General features: G+C 32.5%; 18 protein-coding genes. 9 read left to right on the top strand and 9 right to left on the bottom strand.

What is annotated here, in order from left to right; translation table 11 throughout:
- Nucleotides 1-120 precede the first annotated feature (120 nt).
- The 4 genes from kynU (at nt 121) to LOS86_RS12055 (ending at nt 3,674) form a co-directional block, all read left to right on the top strand.
- The gene (kynU, locus tag LOS86_RS12070) at nt 121-1,401 is read left to right on the top strand and encodes a kynureninase (RefSeq protein WP_231842330.1); all 1,281 of its coding nucleotides are present in this window, start codon (nt 121-123) and stop codon (nt 1,399-1,401) included.
- A gap of 105 nt (nt 1,402-1,506) precedes the next feature.
- Nucleotides 1,507-1,869, top strand: a complete 363-nt coding sequence (locus LOS86_RS12065; protein ID WP_231842329.1) for a four helix bundle protein — start codon at nt 1,507-1,509, stop codon at nt 1,867-1,869.
- 79 nt (nt 1,870-1,948) lie between these two features.
- A complete protein-coding gene (locus LOS86_RS12060) occupies nt 1,949-3,025 on the top strand; it encodes an agmatinase family protein (RefSeq protein ID WP_231842328.1) in 1,077 nt (358 codons plus the stop codon).
- Nucleotides 3,026-3,098: 73 nt separating this feature from the next.
- Entirely contained in the window at nt 3,099-3,674 is a 576-nt protein-coding gene (locus tag LOS86_RS12055) for an NUMOD4 domain-containing protein (RefSeq protein ID WP_231842327.1), read from the top strand.
- 22 nt (nt 3,675-3,696) lie between these two features.
- On the opposite strand, the gene LOS86_RS12050 is transcribed toward LOS86_RS12055, so the two are convergent.
- The 4 genes from LOS86_RS12050 to LOS86_RS12035 form a co-directional block, all read right to left on the bottom strand.
- Nucleotides 3,697-5,229: a cryptochrome/photolyase family protein gene (locus tag LOS86_RS12050; RefSeq protein WP_231842326.1), complete on the bottom strand. Its 1,533-nt coding sequence runs from the start codon at nt 5,227-5,229 to the stop codon at nt 3,697-3,699.
- Nucleotides 5,230-6,534 carry a DASH family cryptochrome gene (locus LOS86_RS12045; RefSeq protein ID WP_231842325.1) on the bottom strand — a complete coding sequence of 435 codons (1,305 nt, stop codon included), beginning with the start codon at nt 6,532-6,534 and terminating at the stop codon, nt 5,230-5,232.
- Nucleotides 6,535-6,641: 107 nt separating this feature from the next.
- The gene (locus tag LOS86_RS12040; RefSeq protein WP_231842324.1) at nt 6,642-6,779 is read right to left on the bottom strand and encodes a DUF2256 domain-containing protein; all 138 of its coding nucleotides are present in this window, start codon (nt 6,777-6,779) and stop codon (nt 6,642-6,644) included.
- Complete coding sequence (locus LOS86_RS12035; RefSeq protein ID WP_231842323.1) at nt 6,779-7,414, bottom strand: flavin reductase family protein; 636 nt, start codon at nt 7,412-7,414, stop codon at nt 6,779-6,781. Before LOS86_RS12035 ends, LOS86_RS12040 begins: the two co-directional genes overlap by 1 nt.
- 150 nt (nt 7,415-7,564) lie before the next feature.
- Here LOS86_RS12035 and LOS86_RS12030 point away from each other — a divergent pair, with 150 nt between their 5' ends.
- The 3 genes from LOS86_RS12030 to LOS86_RS12020 all read left to right on the top strand — a co-directional run bounded on the left by LOS86_RS12030 (nt 7,565) and on the right by LOS86_RS12020 (nt 12,705).
- Nucleotides 7,565-8,905: an FAD-dependent oxidoreductase gene (locus LOS86_RS12030; RefSeq protein ID WP_231842322.1), complete on the top strand. Its 1,341-nt coding sequence runs from the start codon at nt 7,565-7,567 to the stop codon at nt 8,903-8,905.
- 88 nt (nt 8,906-8,993) lie between these two features.
- Nucleotides 8,994-11,495 (top strand): DUF2339 domain-containing protein, encoded by a 2,502-nt coding sequence (locus tag LOS86_RS12025; protein WP_231842321.1) that lies wholly within the window; start codon nt 8,994-8,996, stop codon nt 11,493-11,495.
- The gene (locus LOS86_RS12020; protein WP_231842320.1) at nt 11,485-12,705 is read left to right on the top strand and encodes a hypothetical protein; all 1,221 of its coding nucleotides are present in this window, start codon (nt 11,485-11,487) and stop codon (nt 12,703-12,705) included. Before LOS86_RS12025 ends, LOS86_RS12020 begins: the two co-directional genes overlap by 11 nt.
- Here LOS86_RS12020 and LOS86_RS12015 read toward each other — a convergent pair.
- Nucleotides 12,702-13,067 carry a cupin domain-containing protein gene (locus tag LOS86_RS12015; RefSeq protein ID WP_231842319.1) on the bottom strand — a complete coding sequence of 122 codons (366 nt, stop codon included), beginning with the start codon at nt 13,065-13,067 and terminating at the stop codon, nt 12,702-12,704. The two genes, LOS86_RS12020 and LOS86_RS12015, sit on opposite strands and share 4 nt — an antisense overlap.
- Nucleotides 13,067-14,584 (bottom strand): helicase HerA-like domain-containing protein, encoded by a 1,518-nt coding sequence (locus LOS86_RS12010; RefSeq protein WP_231842318.1) that lies wholly within the window; start codon nt 14,582-14,584, stop codon nt 13,067-13,069. Before LOS86_RS12010 ends, LOS86_RS12015 begins: the two co-directional genes overlap by 1 nt.
- A gap of 154 nt (nt 14,585-14,738) precedes the next feature.
- On the opposite strand from LOS86_RS12010, the gene LOS86_RS12005 reads away from it, so the two are divergent.
- Entirely contained in the window at nt 14,739-15,371 is a 633-nt protein-coding gene (locus LOS86_RS12005; RefSeq protein ID WP_231842317.1) for a 7-carboxy-7-deazaguanine synthase QueE, read from the top strand.
- 99 nt (nt 15,372-15,470) lie between these two features.
- On the opposite strand, the gene LOS86_RS12000 is transcribed toward LOS86_RS12005, so the two are convergent.
- On the bottom strand, nt 15,471-16,178 hold the full coding sequence (locus LOS86_RS12000; RefSeq protein ID WP_231842316.1) for a class I SAM-dependent methyltransferase: 708 nt from the start codon (nt 16,176-16,178) through the stop codon (nt 15,471-15,473).
- A 128-nt stretch (nt 16,179-16,306) separates the two neighbouring features.
- On the opposite strand from LOS86_RS12000, the gene LOS86_RS11995 reads away from it, so the two are divergent.
- Entirely contained in the window at nt 16,307-16,804 is a 498-nt protein-coding gene (locus LOS86_RS11995) for a YkgJ family cysteine cluster protein (protein ID WP_231842315.1), read from the top strand.
- 70 nt (nt 16,805-16,874) lie between these two features.
- Here LOS86_RS11995 and LOS86_RS11990 read toward each other — a convergent pair whose 3' ends face one another.
- A complete protein-coding gene (locus LOS86_RS11990) occupies nt 16,875-17,447 on the bottom strand; it encodes a hypothetical protein (protein ID WP_231842314.1) in 573 nt (190 codons plus the stop codon).
- Nucleotides 17,448-17,464: 17 nt separating this feature from the next.
- A complete protein-coding gene (locus LOS86_RS11985; RefSeq protein ID WP_231842313.1) occupies nt 17,465-18,697 on the bottom strand; it encodes an exo-beta-N-acetylmuramidase NamZ family protein in 1,233 nt (410 codons plus the stop codon).
- Nucleotides 18,698-18,779 lie beyond the last annotated feature (82 nt).

Here is an 18,779-nt window from a genome sequence, read left to right as displayed (position 1 = left end):
AATCGAAAGATTGGGATTTTTTCTTTCTCGATAGCACATCTGAAATACAATTTTTGAGTTTTTTAATTGTTGGATGCCTTACAACTTTTAATTACTTTTGCTAACCAAACAACCAAGAAAATGATTTTTGAAAACACACGCGAATTTGCACAAAGTTTAGACGCTAAAGACGAATTAAGAAATTACAGAGAGGAATTTTATTTTCCTAAAGTTAACGGCAAACAAGTAATTTATTTTACAGGAAATTCATTGGGTTTACAGCCTAAAAGAACGAAAGTTTACGTTGATGAAGTAATGAACGACTGGGCAAATATGGCGGTAGAAGGCCATTTTTATGCCGATAAACCTTGGTGGGATTATCAAGAACGTTTTGCAGTTCCCTTGAGTGATATCGTTGGAGCTAAGCCTTCTGAAGTTGGAGTGATGAATACTTTAACAGTGAATCTTCATTTATTAATGGTGTCTTTTTACAACCCAACACCTAAGAAGTATAAAATTATTTGTGAAGAGAAAGCCTTTCCAAGTGATCAATACATGTTCCAAAGCCAAGTAAAATTTCACGGTTATAATCCAAAAGATGCGATTGTAGAAATAAAGCGTAGAGAAGGTGAAGCTAATATTCGATTAGAAGATATTTTAGCTAAAATTGATGAGGTTGGAAGTGAGTTAGCATTGGTTTTAATAGGTGGTGTAAATTACTATACAGGTCAAGTTTTTGATATGAAAACCATTACCGCTGCCGGGCAAAAACACGGAGCTTACGTGGGATGGGATTTAGCTCATGCTGCAGGAAATATCAAACTAGAACTTCACGATTGGAATGTAGATTTCGCTGCTTGGTGTAGTTATAAATATATGAATTCAGGACCAGGAAATGCATCGGGATTCTTTGTGCATGAAAAACATCATAACGATAAAGAATTAAAACGTTTTGCAGGTTGGTACGGCCACAACAAAGAGCGTCGTTTTAAAATGGAACCTGACTTTGATCCGGTGCACGGAGCAGATGGTTGGCAAGTAAGTAATCTTCCTATTTTATCTTTAGCGCCATACTTAGCTTCAGTAGAAATGTTTGCCGAAGTAGGAATGGATAAATTAATAGCAAAACGTAATTTAATTACTTCATATTTAGAATTTATTCTTCACGAAATTGATAAAGAATTAGAAGGAGCTGATTTTGAAATTTTAACCCCATCTAATCAAGAAGAGCGTGGTTGTCAATTATCGGTTTATCTTCACGGACAAGGAAGAGAATTGTTTGATCGATTAATGAAAAACGGAGTAATTACAGATTGGAGAGAACCTAATGTAATTCGTTTAGCGCCTGCACCATTTTATTGTTCTTTCGAAGATATGTACGAATTCGGACAAATATTGAAAAGATTGATATTGGAGAAATAGATTATAGGATTTTCGGATGTTCAGATTATAGTAAAATCCAATATCTGAGAATTCATTATTCGAAAATCTAGTAATCCGAATATCGGTACATCAAAAATAATAGCCATGCACAATTACAAAGAATTAGAAGTTTGGAAAGAAAGTATTAAGTTTTGTCCAGAAATTTATAAACTTGTTCGAAAATTACCTGAAGAAGAAAAGTTTGGATTAATTAGCCAATTGAAAAGAGCTGTTATTTCAATTCCTTCCAATATTGCTGAAGGTTCGGCAAAATCGTCTGACAAACATTTTGTAATTTTCTTAGAAAATTCTTTAGGCTCGTGCTATGAAATAGAAACACAATTGTTGGTTTGTATAGAATTAAGTTTCATAACGGAGATTGAATACAATCAAATTGTGGAAAAACTGTCTTCTATCATCAAAAAGTTGATTAAATTTATAAAATATTTAAACGATAAAAATAAGTAGTAATGATTTCAGATAATCGGATGTTCAGATTTTTAGACTGTCCGAACATCAGAATATCAGAAAATCCAATATCAAAAGAATGACTAAACAACAAATCATAGAAAATTTCGACCCATCACAACCTGGGTTAGCAGACGCAACTGTTTTTGGATTGCCTTTCTCAGCAGAACAAAGTGAAATTATTGTAGTTCCAGTGCCTTGGGAAGTAACAGTAAGTTATGGAGCCGGTGCTTCGGAAGGACCAGATGCGGTTTTAGATGCTTCTTTTCAAGTAGATTTAAATCATCAAGAATTTCCGGAATTATGGAAATTAGGTATTTATATGGATGAAGCGCCAGAACATTGGGCAAAGAATTCAGAAAAATATAAAAGTCTAGCCCAACCCATAATTGAAGCGTTAGAAAGCGGAGAAGATGTAGCTACTTTTCCAGCATTACAAGCCGATTTAGATAAAATCAATAAAGTTTGTAAAGAATTACATCAAGAAGTTAAAGACCGTGTGTTGCATTGGATGAACCAAGGGAAAAAAGTAGTGCTTTTAGGTGGCGATCACTCAACACCACTAGGATATTACCAAGCGTTAGCAACTAAATACGACAACTTCGGAATTTTGCATTTAGATGCGCACATGGATTTACGTATTGCGTATGAAGGATTCACGTATTCGCATGCTTCCATTATGTACAATGCCTTACAAATTCCTCAAATTTCAAAAATTGTACAAGTAGGGATTCGCGATTTCTGTGAGCAAGAAGTCGAAGTAGCTTTAAACGATAGAGTTTTAGTACATACTGATATGGATTTAAAACAGGAAGCTTTCGAAGGTAAAACGTGGCAACAACAATGCGACCATATCATCGCTTCATTACCAGAAAAAGTTTGCATTTCTTTTGATATTGATGGAATGTATCCTTGGTATTGTCCAAATACAGGAACACCAGTTCCGGGTGGATTTTCATTTGAGCAAGCCGCTTATTTGTTTAGTCGCTTAGCTGAAACGAATAAGGAAATCATCGGATTTGATTTGGTTGAAGTTGCTCCAGGGGATGATGATTGGGACGGGAACGTAGGTGCAAGAATGTTATTCCATATGTGTGGTGCATTTGCTAAATCACAAAAAATGAATGTTGGGAAGAAAATCAAGTTTAACAAATAATTTATATCTTGCATAGCCTCAAACGATAAGTCTAAACATAATCTACCACTTAATTTATTTAAAGTAAAAAAGTATGAGTCACTTTGTAATAGAACAGTGGAGGGAATATCCAATTAAAGTACCAGGAAAAGTTAGGTATGCCGTTTCAAACTATGGAAGACTTAAAAGTTTTACCGATACAATTGAAAATGGGAAGATTTTAAAAGGCGCTCCTACAGAAGGTTTTCTTTTTTTACGCTATGTTAGAATATCTAATGGTGTAAAGAAATTCTATTTTCATGCTATTCATAAAATGGTAGCCGAACTTTTTTTACCAAAGGAAAGTGAGGATCAAGAATACGTTTTACATTTAGATTATGACAAAATGAACAATCAATTGTATAATCTAAAATGGGCAACTTATGAAGAAATGCGAGCTCACGGTCATAAAAGTCCAGCTGTAAAAGCCGCTTTTAAAAAATTTCAAGAAGATAACATTAAACGCGATGGTAGAAAATTAACCTCTACTCAAGTGATGCGAATTAAGTTGAAAATGAAACGTCAAGGAGAAAAGTTTAGTGTTAGAAAAACCGCTAAAGAATTTAATGTTTCTGAAATGCAAATTTACCGCATTAAATGGGGTGAAAATTGGGGACATATACAAGTCTAAACCGAAGCATTGCTTCGGTTTTTTATAAGTTATTGATATCATCCAAAATCGAAATCGCTTTTTCTTTAGTAGCCGCTAATTCTTCAGGTTTCATTTTTCTAAGTAAGGCTAACATCATGCTCATTCTTTGATTATTGGCAAAATGTTGTTTTTTCTCATCTAAAAAATGCCAATACAAACTGTTAAACGGACAGGCTTTTTCACCCAATTTCTCTTTTACATTGTAATGACAACTGCCACAATAATTACTCATTTTATTAATGTAGCTTCCTGAAGAAACATATGGTTTAGTAGCTACAATGCCACCATCAGCATATTGACTCATGCCGCGAGTATTCGGCATTTCTACCCATTCAATCGCATCGATGTAGACCCCTAAATACCAAGCATCAACTTCATCAGGATGCAATTGGGCTAATAGAGAAAAATTACCAATAACCATTAAACGCTGAATATGATGCGCATAGGCTTCCGATAAACTTTGGGAAATCGAATGTTGCATGCATTTCATTTTGGTTTTTCCTGTCCAAAAGAAATCAGGTAACGGATTGTAATTTTCCAATGTGTTCATTTGGGCATAATTGGGCATTTCTTTCCAATAAATTCCTCTGACATATTCGCGCCAACCAATAATTTGTCGCACAAAACCTTCTACTTGCGCCAATTCAATCGTTTCTTGATTTTGATAATAATACGAAACCACAGCATCCACCACTTCTTTCGGACTTATCATTTTGGAATTCATCGCAAAAGACAAACGCGAGTGAAACAGAAATTTATGTCCAGAAAACAACGAATCTTGATAGGTTCCAAAATGCTCCAACAAATGCGCACAGAAATAGTCAATCAATTGCAAACTTTCATTTCTTGAAGTCGGCCAGCTGAAATTTTCTCTATCAATGCTTCCAAAAGTGATGATATTTTGACTTTCAATTTCGACAACAATTTCACTCACATTTTTATGAAATTCCAAAGGAAACGGAATCGGAACTTCATTTTTATATTGATTACGGTTGTTGTGGTCAAAATTCCATTTTCCATCAAGTGGTTGATCACCAACCATCAAAACATCGTGTTTTTTTCGCATCATACGATAGAAACTTTCCATCAATAGTTGCTTTTTTCCTTTGAAAAAATCCGCTAATTCATTTCTGGAAGTATAAAAATGTTCGGAATCCACTGCTTTTGTTGGAATAGTAAGTTTTTCACAGATGGATTTCAATTGTACGTCTAGACGATATTCATCAGGAAATTGGTATTCAAATTTCTCGATTTTATGTTCTTCAACCAAAACCAAAATCAATTGTTCTAAATTATGCGGATTATTTTCATCCGAAATTTTATAATAAACAACTTGATGACCTCGTTTTGTCAATTCTTTCGAAAAATTTCGCATGGAAAGAAAAAATGCGACTACTTTTTGAATGTGATGTTTCACATAATCCGTTTCCTGACATATTTCTGCCATTACATAAACTATATTCGGATTGATTTCGTCAAACCAAGAATGTTCCGAATTGAGTTGGTCACCCAAAAGTAATCGAAGTGTTCTCATTTAAAATAATTCTGGAATTAACCACATTTTTTGAAATTTTCCGTCGCCATCGTACATTTCCGCTTGACGTTTGATGTTGAATTTTCTATCTCTTGGATCGTTGCCAACACCAGCATTGTACATCCAATTGCCATAATTACTGTGCACATCATAATCAATTAACATACTTTCAAAATACGCTGCACCAATTCGCCAATCTTGTTCCCATTCTTTTGCCCAATAACTCGCGACATTTTGACGACCACGATTGCTCATCCAACCTGTTTTTTGCAATTCAATCATATTGGCATTCACGAAATTTTCTGGAGTTGTTCCGTTTATCCATTGATTAAAAGCTTTGGTGTTTTGGTTCCAATGGTATTCTTTTTGCAAAATGCCGTTCAATTGGAAAATTTTATTACCGTGTTTCAGCGAAATATATTTGAAATAGTCGCGCCAAATTAATTCGAAAATTAACCAATACGTATCTTCGTTTTTGACTACTTTTTTCTCAAATTGTTGCACTTCCCAGTAAATCATTCGTGCAGAAATACTTCCATTTGCCAACCAAGCCGATAGTTTTGAACTGTAATCTTTTCCAACTAAACCATTACGAGTTTTCTTGTAAACCGCTAGTTTTTTGGTGTCCCAAAAGTAGTCTTTGATTCTTTTTTTAGCTTGATTTTCGCCACCTTTAAAAGGAAAAGCGGTCTTATTTGGTTGCTTAAACTCCGAAGCCTCGGAGTCAAATCCTAAATCTTCCAAAGTTGGAATATTAGTTTTTTCTTCAATTAGATTAGCAATTGGTTTTGCTGAGATGGAAACGGTTGGTCGCACTCGAATTTTCTTTTCCAATTGCTTTCTAAACTCGGTAAAAACTTCTGGAATTTTCTCCCAATCTTCATACGGAACATCATCCGGATGAAATAAGAATTGGTCGTAATACGTTTTCCAATTCACCGCTGGAATTAGATTTCGGACTTCGGTTTCAACGTCTACTTCTTCTTGCGTCCATTCGTTTTGGATATAAATCGTATCAATTTGATATTTAGCCGCTACTTTTGGAATCAATTGTTCGGGATAACCGTAATAAACTAATAATGTGATATTTTTCTCAGCTAAATTTTGTTGTAATTCGGTTAAAGTTTCTAAAAGAAATTGGGTTCTGAATTTTTCTGTTTTCTTGAAACCATATTGGGTAGTTTCGAAATGTCTTGGATCTAGACAATATATTCCTATTACTTTTTCATTTTCTCTACACGCATTGTACAACGAATGATTATCAATCGTGCGCAAATCGTTTCTAAACCACACTAATCCGTTCATATCTTTTTGATTTATAGATTTTCAGATTTTGGATTTTCGGAGAATTTTTTATCCGAATTTCAGAATATCAGAACATCCGAATATCCGAACATCCAAATATCTTGATATCAATTCTTATTTTTTCTGCATTTATCACTACAATACACCACATCTTCCCAGTTTTTCTCCCATTTTTTGCGCCATGAAAAAGGGCGTTGACAAGTTTTGCAGATTTTTTCGGGAAGATTTACTTTTTTATGCGCCATTATAACATTGAAGTAGTTGGTTTATCAGGTCTTGCATAATGAAATCTGTCTGCTAATTTTGGAACTGCATAACCATCTAAGCCATTTATTGCAACTACATTTCCTCGATCAAGTTGCATCCAATTGTCATCATGAAACAGATTTTCATCTGCATAAATCGTTTCAATTGATGCAATAATGTGAATACAATCATTTTCTTCAATTTTGTATTCGTTAACATATTTGCAAAGTAATTGAACCGGACTTCCTTTTACAAAAGGGACTTTCAAGTCATCAAAAAATTCAGGTTCTAAATTCGTTTTGTCAAATTCCGAAATATGTTCATCATAACTAGAAGAAGTATGATGCGCATCAGCAATCATTTCTTCTGTAATATGATTTACTGAAAAATAGCCTATTTCTTTTAGATTTTTGTATGTATCCCTTGGTACTGTTGTAGGTCTTAAAATGAATCCTAATAAGGGTGGTTCGCTTCCTAAGTGGGTCACACTACTGAAAATCGCTACATTTAGAGTGCCTTCTTTTGATACAGTCCCGATTAGATTTGCTGATTTATATCCCGTTACACAATTTACCAAGTTCAATCTAGGAACTTTTGACATTTGGGATAAATCTTCTTTTGTAATCTTTCTCATAGCAATTTTTATTCAAAGATACATTTTGTTTAACTAAAAATAAAAAATATTAAACAAAAAATCTCAACGACTTGTAAAAAACTGATAAAAGTCAGAGATTAAATTTTATTATTCCGTATTTTTGTAGTCCAAATTTTTACAATAATCTTCATGCAAACGCCACAAAAAATTGCTGTTGTAGGTTCTGGATTAGTCGGAACTTTATTAGCAATCTATTTAAAAAGAGCAGGTCACATTGTTCACGTTTTTGACAGAAGTCCAGATATTAGGACCATTCAATTTTCGGGTCGTTCTATTAATTTGGTAATGTCAGATCGCGGATGGAAAGCTTTAAAAGATGTTGGCTTAGATGAAGAAATACGAAAAATTGGTATTCCTGTGGATAAGAGAGCGATTCATTTACAAGATGGAAAATTGAATTATCAATTTTACGGTAAAGAAGGAGAGGCTATTTTTTCATTTTCAAGAGGCGTTTTGAATAGAAAAATGGTCGATTTGGCTGAAGCAGAAGGCGTGGAATTCTTCTTCGAAAGGAAAATTTGGGATATCAATTTAGCAACTGCTACTTTATACGAAGGCGAAACCGAACAAGGTGCCTGGTCAGAATTAAAATACGATAAAGTATTTGGTGCGGATGGTGCTTTTTCGAGAATTAGACATAGAATGCAACGACAATCTATGTTTGATTATTCGCAAGAATTCATGGAAATCGGATACAAGGAATTACACATTCCAGCTAATGCAGATGGTTCTCACAAGATTGATAAAAATTCATTACATATTTGGCCAAGAGGCAATTTCATGTTAATGGCATTAGCTAATTTAGATGGTACTTTTACATGTACTTTATTCATGCCATTTAAAGGAGAAAACTCTTTTGAATCATTAAATGATGAAACTTCTTTAGTTGATTTTTTTGCAAAATATTTTCCAGACACTAAAGAAGTAATTCCAGATTTAGTGCGTGATTTCTTTAAAAATCCTACGAGTTATTTAGCCATTATGAAATGTTTTCCTTGGACATTTGAAGACAAAGTAGCTTTAATTGGCGATTCGGCACATGCTATTGTACCATTTTATGGACACGGTATGAATGCTGGATTTGAAGATATCACCATACTAAATGAAATGATGCAACAATATGGTGACGATTGGAATCAAATATTCAAAGCTTACGAGATTTCTAGAAAACCAAATGCTGATGCCATTGCCGAACTTTCAAGAAGAAATTTTGAAGAAATGAGCAATAAAACGGCTGATGAAAAATTTCTGTTACAAAAGAAAATTGAAAAATGGTTCTCAGATAAGCATCCAGAAAAATGGATGCCATTGTATAGCCGAGTAACTTTTAGTTTACAACCGTATTCTGAAGCTATGGCAATTGGAGATTTTCAAAATGAAATTATGCAAGAAGTTTTAAAAACGGAAAACATTGAAGAAATTTGGGATTCACCACAAATAGAAAATAAAATTTTAGAATTACTTCAATAAAAAGAAAATCCAAATCTCAAAATAATGCGATTTGGATTTTTTTCTTACAAAATAGTTTATCTTTGAGATAGACTAATGTTTTATTTACATGGATACTATTTTATTACTTGCTATATTGGTTATAGTAATTGTTTTACTAACCTCTATAAATTCAAAGTTTCAACAACTTAATGATGTCATTTATCGATTAAACGAAAAGGTAAATGAACTAAGAAATGAATTACATACTAAACCTATACAAGATAGTTCAAAAGTTACCACAGAAATACGTAAAGAGTCAGTGCAAACTCCACAACCAATTGTAAAAGAAGAAATTATTGAAAAGCCAATTGAAGTTGTTGAAAAAACGCCTGAGATTATTCCGATTATTGAGCCAATAAAAGTCGAAATCAAGGAAGAAGTTGAACATCAAATTCCAGTTGTTGAGATAGAAAATCCAAGAGAACCAGAAAAATCATGGTTTGAAACGTTTAAAGAAAATAATCCTGATTTAGAAAAATTCATAGGTGAAAATCTAATCAATAAAATTGGTATTCTTATTCTAGTTTTAGGAATTAGTTTCTTTGTAAAATACGCTATTGATAAAGAATGGATTAATGAAACCGCTCGTGTTGGAATAGGAATTTTAGCAGGTTCAATTGTAATGGGAGTGGCTCACAAATTGAGAAAAAATTACAAAGCATTTAGTTCAGTAATGGTAGCAGGTGCGATTAGTATTTTTTATTTTACAATTGCAATTGCATTCCATGATTATCACTTGTTTAGCCAGACGGTTGCTTTTGTAATTATGGTTGTAATTACCGCTTTTAGTACGTTTGTATCAGTAAATTATGACCGTCAGGAATTAGCCGTTTTGTCATTAATTGGTGGATTTGCAGTTCCATTTATGGTAAGTACTGGTGCAGGAAATTATATTGTTTTATTTACTTACATCGCTATTTTAAACATTGGAATTCTAGGAATTGCTTTCTATAAAAAATGGAATTTAGTTTCCATATTATCGTTTGTGTTTAGCTATCTATTACTTTCTTCATGGTATTATAAAGAATTATATGCCGATAAATTACCGCATCAAGGTGCTTTTGCTTTTGCTACTTTATATTATTTTATTTTCAGCATCGTAGTTGTAATGAATAATGTGAGAAGAAAAGGAGCGTTTTCAAAAATCGATTATTTTATGATCATAGCCAATACCTTTGTGTATTTTGGTTTGGGAATGGGAATTTTACACAATTGGGGAATCGAATTCAAAGGATTGTTCACGTTATCATTAGCTATTTACAATTTAATATATGCTACTTTTTTATTCAAGAAATTTGGATTGGATAAAAATGCGGTGTATTTGTTAATTGGTTTGGTCCTAACGTTTGTTACCTTAACCATTCCTATTCAATTCGATGGCAATCAAATTACGTTGTTTTGGGCTGCCGAAGCGGTTTTGTTGTTTTGGTTGTCGCAAAAATCGAAAATCAGTTTGTTTAAGTTGGGCGCTATGGTAGTGCAGTTTTTATCCATTATTAGTTTGATTATCGATTGGGACAAACAATATCGTTTTTCGAACTATGAGCTTTCTATAGTTTTGAATCCAATTTTTATTACTGGAATTGTAACACTAGCTTCTTTATTAGCAACTTATTTTTTATTGAAAAAAGAAAACGAAGCTACAACTATTTTTAAAATTGATTTTGATCCTGTTTTTTATCGTAACGGCATCACATGGGTAGCATTAATTCTTGGTTATTTTGTTGGGATTTTTGAAATCATTCATCAATCAGGGCATCATATACAAAATACGTCTTCTCAATTATCATTATCAGTGGGTTATCATTTTATTTTTAGTACCTTATTTGTTTATTTCGGAATTAAAGCAAAAGAAGAAGTAGTCCAAAAAATTGCTACACTTATCGTAATGATTAATCTTGTTTTATATGTGTTGTGGTGGTATAACATTCCATCAAAAGAAGTGGTTTGGAACATTGCTAAAAACTGGAATTCATCTATAGCATTTTATTTTCATTATGTTGTATTAGCCTGCTTGGTTTTTTATTTCATGATTTTATCCAATCAAATTTTAAATAAAGCACATATTTCGTTTTTAAAATCTAAAATGGCCGTATGGATTTTAGTGTTTTGTGGTGTTTATATTTTAAGTAACGAACTAATTGTACATAATATTTTTGCTGTTGATTCGATTACTATTTTACAACAAATTGATGAAGATTTCAAAGGTTCTGATTTGCCAAAAGAAACCTACCGAATGAATGAATATAATGTTCAATATAAATTGAATGTTATCAAAGTTCAAGTAATTAAAATAGGTTATCCGATTTTATGGGGAATTTTATCATTTGTATTATTGATTTTTGGAATTAAAAAACAATGGAAACAAATTCGAATTATTGCACTTTCATTACTAGGTTTAACTATTGTGAAATTGTTTGTGTATGATATTAATAACGTTTCAGAAACCGGAAAAATTATAGCATTTATATTATTAGGAGTGCTCATTTTGATTATCTCGTTTGTGTATCAAAAAATCAAAAAGTTAGTGGTGGATGAATCTCAAAATAGTAGTACAAATGAAAATTAAATTATTTATTTCGTTTTGTTTTATATCGATTTTTGGTTTTGGTCAAAGCCTTAAAGGTGCTATTGAAAGAGTAGAAGAAAAGGGATTTCATAGGATTTTAATTGCTCCTGAAGTGCGTTCGGCTTCAAATGAAAATTTTCATTTTTTGAGAATTTATGATGATGAAAAAAAAGAAATTCCTTATGTAGTTGATTTCAATAAAGACTATTTTTTCTCAAACCGATATCAATCATTAAGAATTTCGGATCAAAAACAATTCAAGGACTCAGTTTCATATTACATTGTCAATGTCGTTCAAAATATGAAATATTGTTCAGAATTAAGTCTGAAAATTGCCAATACAGGTCTTACTAAAGAATATAATATTAGTGGAAGTGACGATGGAATTCATTGGTTTGGATTAGTAATGAACTCAATGTTATACGATTTAAATGATTTTCAAAATACGTATGTAAGGAAAACAGTTTCATTTCCGAACAATTCCTATAAATTTTTAAAAATTGAATTTATTGATAAAAATTCAATGCCTATTAAACTTTTAGAAGTTGGTTATTTTATCGGAGATGAAAAAATAGAACCAACGACAGTATTAGAAGTTTTTAAACATAAAATAATTGAGGATAAAACAAACAAAAAAAACATTATAAAGTTTTCTGCAGATAATTTATATACAGTTGATGGAATAGCATTTAATTTCAAAAACTCAAGATTTTTTAGAAAAGCTTCCGTCTTCATTAAGGAAACTAGAAGCGTAAAAAAGAAATCGGAAATATATAGAAAATCGGTTGCTACTTTTAATTTAGATTCAAACTCAGCTAATAGTTTTAAATGGGAAAGTTTTCAAGCAAAAGATTTTGAAATTGAAATCGAAAATTTAGACAACGAACCTTTAGAAATTAAAGAAATCAAATTATTGCAGCATCAATTTTATTTAATTGCCGATTTAGATGTTAGTAAGAATTATGAAATAGTAGTAGATTCTACTTTGTCAAAACCTCAATATGATTTGGTGAAATTTCTACCAAATGATTTAACGCAATTAAATGTAATTAGAATTTCAGATTTTAAAAAGATAAGTTCAAATAAAGCATCGATAACGCAACAATTCTGGCAAACAAAATGGTTTTTGTGGACGGCAATTGTTGTAGCAGGATTGATTATTGGTTATTTTGCTTTTGGTTTATTGAAAGAGGTAGAGAAGAAGGATTAATTTTCTTCTCTATGAACTTTATTAAAATCAAAAGCTGGTGTACAAATTGCAATATATTCACAAGGTTCATCAAAAGGATTTGAATATTGAACTCTTGTGTTTTTCTCAATTTTAATAGACTGACCTGCTTCCAAAATTACTTTTTCATCTTCAATTATAAATTGCTTTTTGCCTTTTATAATGTAAGTGTATTCATCAAATTCTGGTGTTTGAAAAGGTTCGCTCCATCCAGGTGGCGCAATCATATGAGCAATTGAAATTGCTGAATTATTGGTGGTTGCCAATCCGTGATGTTCTTCGATTAATTTACCGTCTGTTGTTGGTACAACAAACGGCGATTTTTGAATAAAATATTTTTTCATTATTTCTTTAGCATTTTCATAAGTAAGCCAAAAGCGCCACGAATAAAGGTAGCACTTGTAACTACTTTAGTTACCGATTTTCCAATAACTTCTGCTGTGCTAGGCTCTTCTTTTGCTCGTCTTGTTGGTTTTTTTATTTCCTGTTCCGAAGCTACTTCTTGTGCTACAGCAATTTTTTTGTTTAACAATTCATAAGCACTTTCTCGATCAACAACTTCATTATATTTTTTTGCTAATTTTGATTTTGCAATACTCGCTTCAATTTCATTTTCAGATAATACATCCATTCTACTCATTGGAGCTCGCAACATGGTAGCAACTAAAGGTGTTGGTGTCCCTTTTTCGCTTAAAGCAGTTACAAATGCTTCTCCAATTCCTAACGAAGTTAATACTTCATCCGTTTCATAAAAATTAGTATCAGGATAATTTTCAGCGGTCATTTTAATCGCTTTTCTGTCATTTGCCGTAAAAGCTCTCAATGCATGCTGGATTTTTAAACCTAATTGCGCCAAAACTCCAGAAGGAACATCCATAGGATTTTGCGTAATGAAATACACTCCAATTCCTTTCGAACGAATTAATTTCACAATCGTTTCAATTTGATTTAATAATGTCTTGCTAGCTTCGTCAAAAATCAAATGGGCTTCATCTATGAAAATTACTAATTCTGGTCGCCCAGCATCGCCTTGCTCAGGCATGGTATTGTAAATTTCGGCTAACAAACTCAACATGAAAGTCGAGAATAATTTTGGTTTATCTTGAATATCGGTTAAACGAATGATGTTAATATAACCATTTCCATTTTCGTCAATTCGCATTAAATCTTCAATTTCAAAAGATTTTTCCCCAAAGAATAATGCAGCACCTTGTTGTTCTAGTTCAATGATTTTTCTTAATATAGAACCTGTTGTACTTGTTGAAATTCTTCCGTATTCGGCTTCAAATTCAGGTTTACCATCTTCCGTAGCATATTGCAATACTTTTTTAAAGTCTTTCAAATCCAATAATGGCAAACTATTATCATCACAATATTTAAAAATGATTGAAACTACGCCAGATTGCGTGTCATTCAAATCTAAAATTCGAGAAAATAAAACGGGTCCAAATTCAGAAACTGTAGCTCGTAGTCGAACACCATTTTGTTCTGAAATCGTCATTAATTCTACAGGAAAACCTTTCGTTTCATAAGGAATCGAAATTTTAGCATGACGTTCGGTGATAAACGATTTCTCTTCGCCAGGCATTGCAATTCCAGAAAAATCACCTTTGATATCCATCATCAAAACCGGAATGCCATTTTGCGATAATTGTTCCGATAACACTTGGATGGTTTTGGTTTTTCCAGTTCCTGTTGCACCCGCAATTAATCCGTGACGATTCAAAGTTTTTAATGGAATTTTCACATGTGTATTAGGAACCGCTTCACCATCTAAAATTCCACCACCTAAAGTGATAAATTCTCCTTTACATGTGTAACCTTCGTTTATATGTTTGCTAAAATCTTCTGTCTTGCTCATTTTGGATGTATTTTGAATTTCAAATGTAGTTAAAATCGGAGGAAATTTCAAGGACAAAGACAAGTACAATTTCAAGTTTTAAAATTAATTTCTAACTTCTTATTTCTAAAATCTAATTTTCAAGTCGTATCTTTGCCCACTATTTTTATTTGAGATGTTACAGAAAGAAGTACAATTAGCGGTTGAAAAAGGCGAAATGTTGCCTTTAATGGAGGAGTTTTACACGATTCAAGGCGAGGGATATCATACGGGAACAGCAGCTTATTTTATTAGAATTGGCGGTTGCGATGTAGGTTGCCATTGGTGCGATGTGAAAGAAAGTTGGAATGCAGAATTACATCCTCCAACAAATACAGATGTAATTGTTGCCAATGCAAAAAAATATGCAGACACCGTTGTAGTTACTGGTGGCGAACCTTTGACTTGGGACATGACGTTGTTGACCTCAAAATTAAAATATCAAAATTTAAAAGTACATATCGAAACTTCGGGAGCTTATGAAGTAACTGGAACTTGGGATTGGTTTTGTTTATCGCCAAAGAAAAACAAATTGCCGGTTCAAAGTGCTTACGATATGGCGCATGAATTAAAAGTAATCATCTACAACAAACACGATTTTATTTTTGCGGAAGAACAAGCAGCTAAAGTAAATCCAAACGCGATTTTATTTTTACAACCTGAGTGGAGCAAAAAAGAAGAAATGACTCCTTTAATTGTGGATTATGTGATGAACAATCCAAAATGGAGAGTTTCGTTGCAAACGCATAAATATTTGAATATTCCATAAGTTTTGCTCGCAAAGACGCTAAGCCGCAAAGGATAAATCTTTTCTTTGTGAAACTTTGTGCAAAAACTTCGTGATACTTTGTGTTACAAAAACTTTCAATCAGATTTTGGATAGCTTTGCTAAGTAATCAAAATGCTTGCCTTCCGAAATCAATTCACATTCTAAACCATTTGCGAATGCTGCATTTTGCAAGGTATTATAATCCAAATATAACCAATCAAAAGTATCTTCGGTTTCTTCTTTATATTGAATCGTAAAAGTTAATTCGCCATAATAACCATTCGCTGGAACTTCGTAAGCGCCTTCTTCGTCTTGGTCGTACATATAAATTAAGTCGGAACTATCAATTAAAATTTGTCCGCCTTCGTTTAAAAGCGATTTCAATTTTTGTAAGAACTTCGAAATTTGATTCATTTTTCCGAAAATTCCAGTTCCATTCATCAAAAGAAGTATAGTATCAAATTTTTCCGAAGTATCTAAATTCAAAACATCCGAAACTTTACAGTTTTTCAAACCTCTTAACTCACAAGCTTTAATCGCGTTTTCTGAAATATCTATTGCGGTTACATCAAAACCTTTTTTCTGCAAATACAAAGTGTGACTTCCGGCTCCACAACCAACATCTAAAACTTTACCTTTTGCCAATTGCAATGCTTTTTGTTCCAGTTTTGGCATGTCTTTAAAATCACGAAACAAATAGGCAACGCTCATTTCATCGGCTTCCGAAATAGAAGTTTCTGTGATTAAATCTTCTGGAGAGTTATTGGTTTGGTAATCTAAAATGGCTTTTCCGAAAAGGTCTTTCATTTTTTTTTGTTTAAAGTTTCAGGTTTATTTAGTTTCAAGTTGTTAACTTTGCCTTTAGTCGGTTTTCGTTTATAAAAAAAACATAAAGTGACTTAACTTGAAACCTGAAACTTGAAACAAATTAATTCATGCTAAAGCCAAATTTAAACGAACTCGGAAAACTTGCCAAAGATACGCATAACGAAACCAAAAAGTATTTTGACAAGCTAAAAAAGAAAACACCTAAGAATTTGGATTATGTAATGCAAGATTTACACGAAGCCGAATTCAAAAAAACGGATTGTTTGGAGTGTGCCAATTGTTGCAAAACAACTGGGCCGTTATTTACATCGGCCGATATTGAACGAATTTCGAAAAGTTTCAGACAAAAACCACAGCAATTTATTGAACAATATCTTCGCATTGATGAAGACAACGATTATGTTTTAAAAAGTGTACCGTGTACGTTTTTAGACAGCGACAACAAATGTTTTATCTACGATGTCCGCCCAAAAGCTTGCCGAGAATTCCCACATACTGACAGAAAGAAATTTCAACAAATCTCAGATTTAACCTTGAAAAATGTGGCAATTTGCCCAGCAGCGTTTAATATTGTGGAGAAAATGAAGGAGAAGTTGCCTCTTTAAGAGTGTTCAGTTTTCAGTTGAAAGTGTTCAGTTTTCGTAATCTTGTCATTCCGTTAGGAATCTCAAAAGTTTAGTTTAATCTTGTTGAGATAACTTCTATTTTTAATTCATTTCCATTACAAGTAATTTTTGAAGTTACGGAAAAATTATTCAAAAGATATTTTGTCTTTTTAGTTCCAATGTTTTCTGGATTTAAATGTTCTAAGTATTCATCTTTATTTTCGATTCTTTGTTTGTTGAATTTTAGATTTTTATTTTCTGAAAATCTTCTCAATTCAAATGAATAATTTTCTTTATCGGAAATAATAAATATGTTATAATAAAATTTGTTTTTGGTAAATGGTATATCAATTTGAACAGTGTCTTTTGGATTAAACTCACAGTTATAATTTTCGTAAACGACAAAACTTGAAAATTCTTCTTTAGATTTTAATTTGTCAATTTCTTTAGCGATATCTTTTCTAAATTCTAAAAGAAAATCAATGTTGTTCTTTAATTCTTCTTGTTTATAGATTGAAGAATCAGTTTTATTCAATTGGCTAACTATTTGATTATTCCAATCATCAAAAGAAATCGTTCTGTTTTCTTTTGAACAACCTGAAAATATTAATAGAAATAAAATTAGTAGTCTTTTCTCTTTCATCTTTTCTCTATTTTCTTCTATTCATAAATCAAATACTTTTTTCTCACTTCCTTAAACTGCTCCAAACCTTCTTGCCAGGTTTTTCTAATTTCTTTTTCGGTCATTCCGGCTTCAATTTGTTCGCGGAGTTTTTTGGTTCCGGCTAATTTGGTAAAGAAATCATTGAAGAAAACGGTTTTGTCTGATGTGTTTTCGTAAGCTTTCAATAACCATTTTAATTCTAATCGATGTACCTTTCTAATTTCGGTTAAATCTTCGCCAAAACATACTTTTCCATTATGAACTGGGTCTTTTGCTCCAAAATTCGGTTTCGGAGTAAAGCTAAAATCAAACTCACTTTCAGGTAAAAAAGGCGAACCATAAATTTGGAATTGCTTTTCAGTACCGCGACCTAAACTTACATTCGTGCCTTCAAAAAAGCACAAACTCGCATACAAATTAATCGATTGATCATTTGGTAAGTTTGGAGAAGGTTTCACAGGCAAACTATATTTCATATCGTGCGAATAGTTCAAACAAGGCGCTACTTTCAAATTGCATTGCAAACTATCTTTCAGCCATTTTTCTCCGTTAATCATTTTTGCGTATTCACCAATCGTCATGCCATGCAAAACTGGAATTTCATGCATCCCAACAAAACTCTTATGTTCCTTTTCTAAAATCGGACCATCAATAATAGTTCCATTCGGGTTTGGTCGGTCTAAAACCAAAAGTGGGATATTGTTTTCAGCGCAAGCTTCCATCACATAATGCAACGAAGATATATAAGTGTAAAATCGCGCGCCCACATCTTGTAAATCAAAAACCAAGATATCAATTCCTTCTAATTGCTCAGGTTTTGGCTTTTTGTTGTTTCCGTAAAGAGAAATAATCGGCAAATTCGTTTTGGTATCTTTTCCATCAACGATTAATTCGCCAGCATCAGCGGTTCCTCTAAAACCGTGTTCAGGTGCATAAATTTTCTGAAGATTAATGTTTTGTTCGATTAAAAAATCAACCAAATGTTTCTCTTTCGAAAGAATTCCTGTTTGATTTGTAACTATTCCAACACGTTTATCTTTCAATAACGGCAAATAACTTTCAAAGTTTTCGGCTCCGGTTTTAAAAGTGACATCTTTTGAAGAAGAAGTCAAAGTTACATTATCAGTACTCGGTTTTACCTGCGGAATCGCCTTTTTGCTAGTTCCACACGAAATGGAAAGTATTAGTAAGCCAATTAATGTTGTAATTCGGTATATATTGTATTTCATAACTATTTTTAATCTGTGTAAATTGGTGTAATCTGTGGCAAAAACTTTATGTATATTTGCCTTAATTATAATTTTTAAAACC

Source organism: Flavobacterium cyclinae, assembly GCF_021172145.1.
Classification (GTDB): Bacteria; Bacteroidota; Bacteroidia; order Flavobacteriales; family Flavobacteriaceae; genus Flavobacterium; species Flavobacterium cyclinae.
The sequence above is the reverse complement of the archived record's forward strand: the minus strand, read 5'-3'. Positions and strand labels throughout refer to the sequence as shown.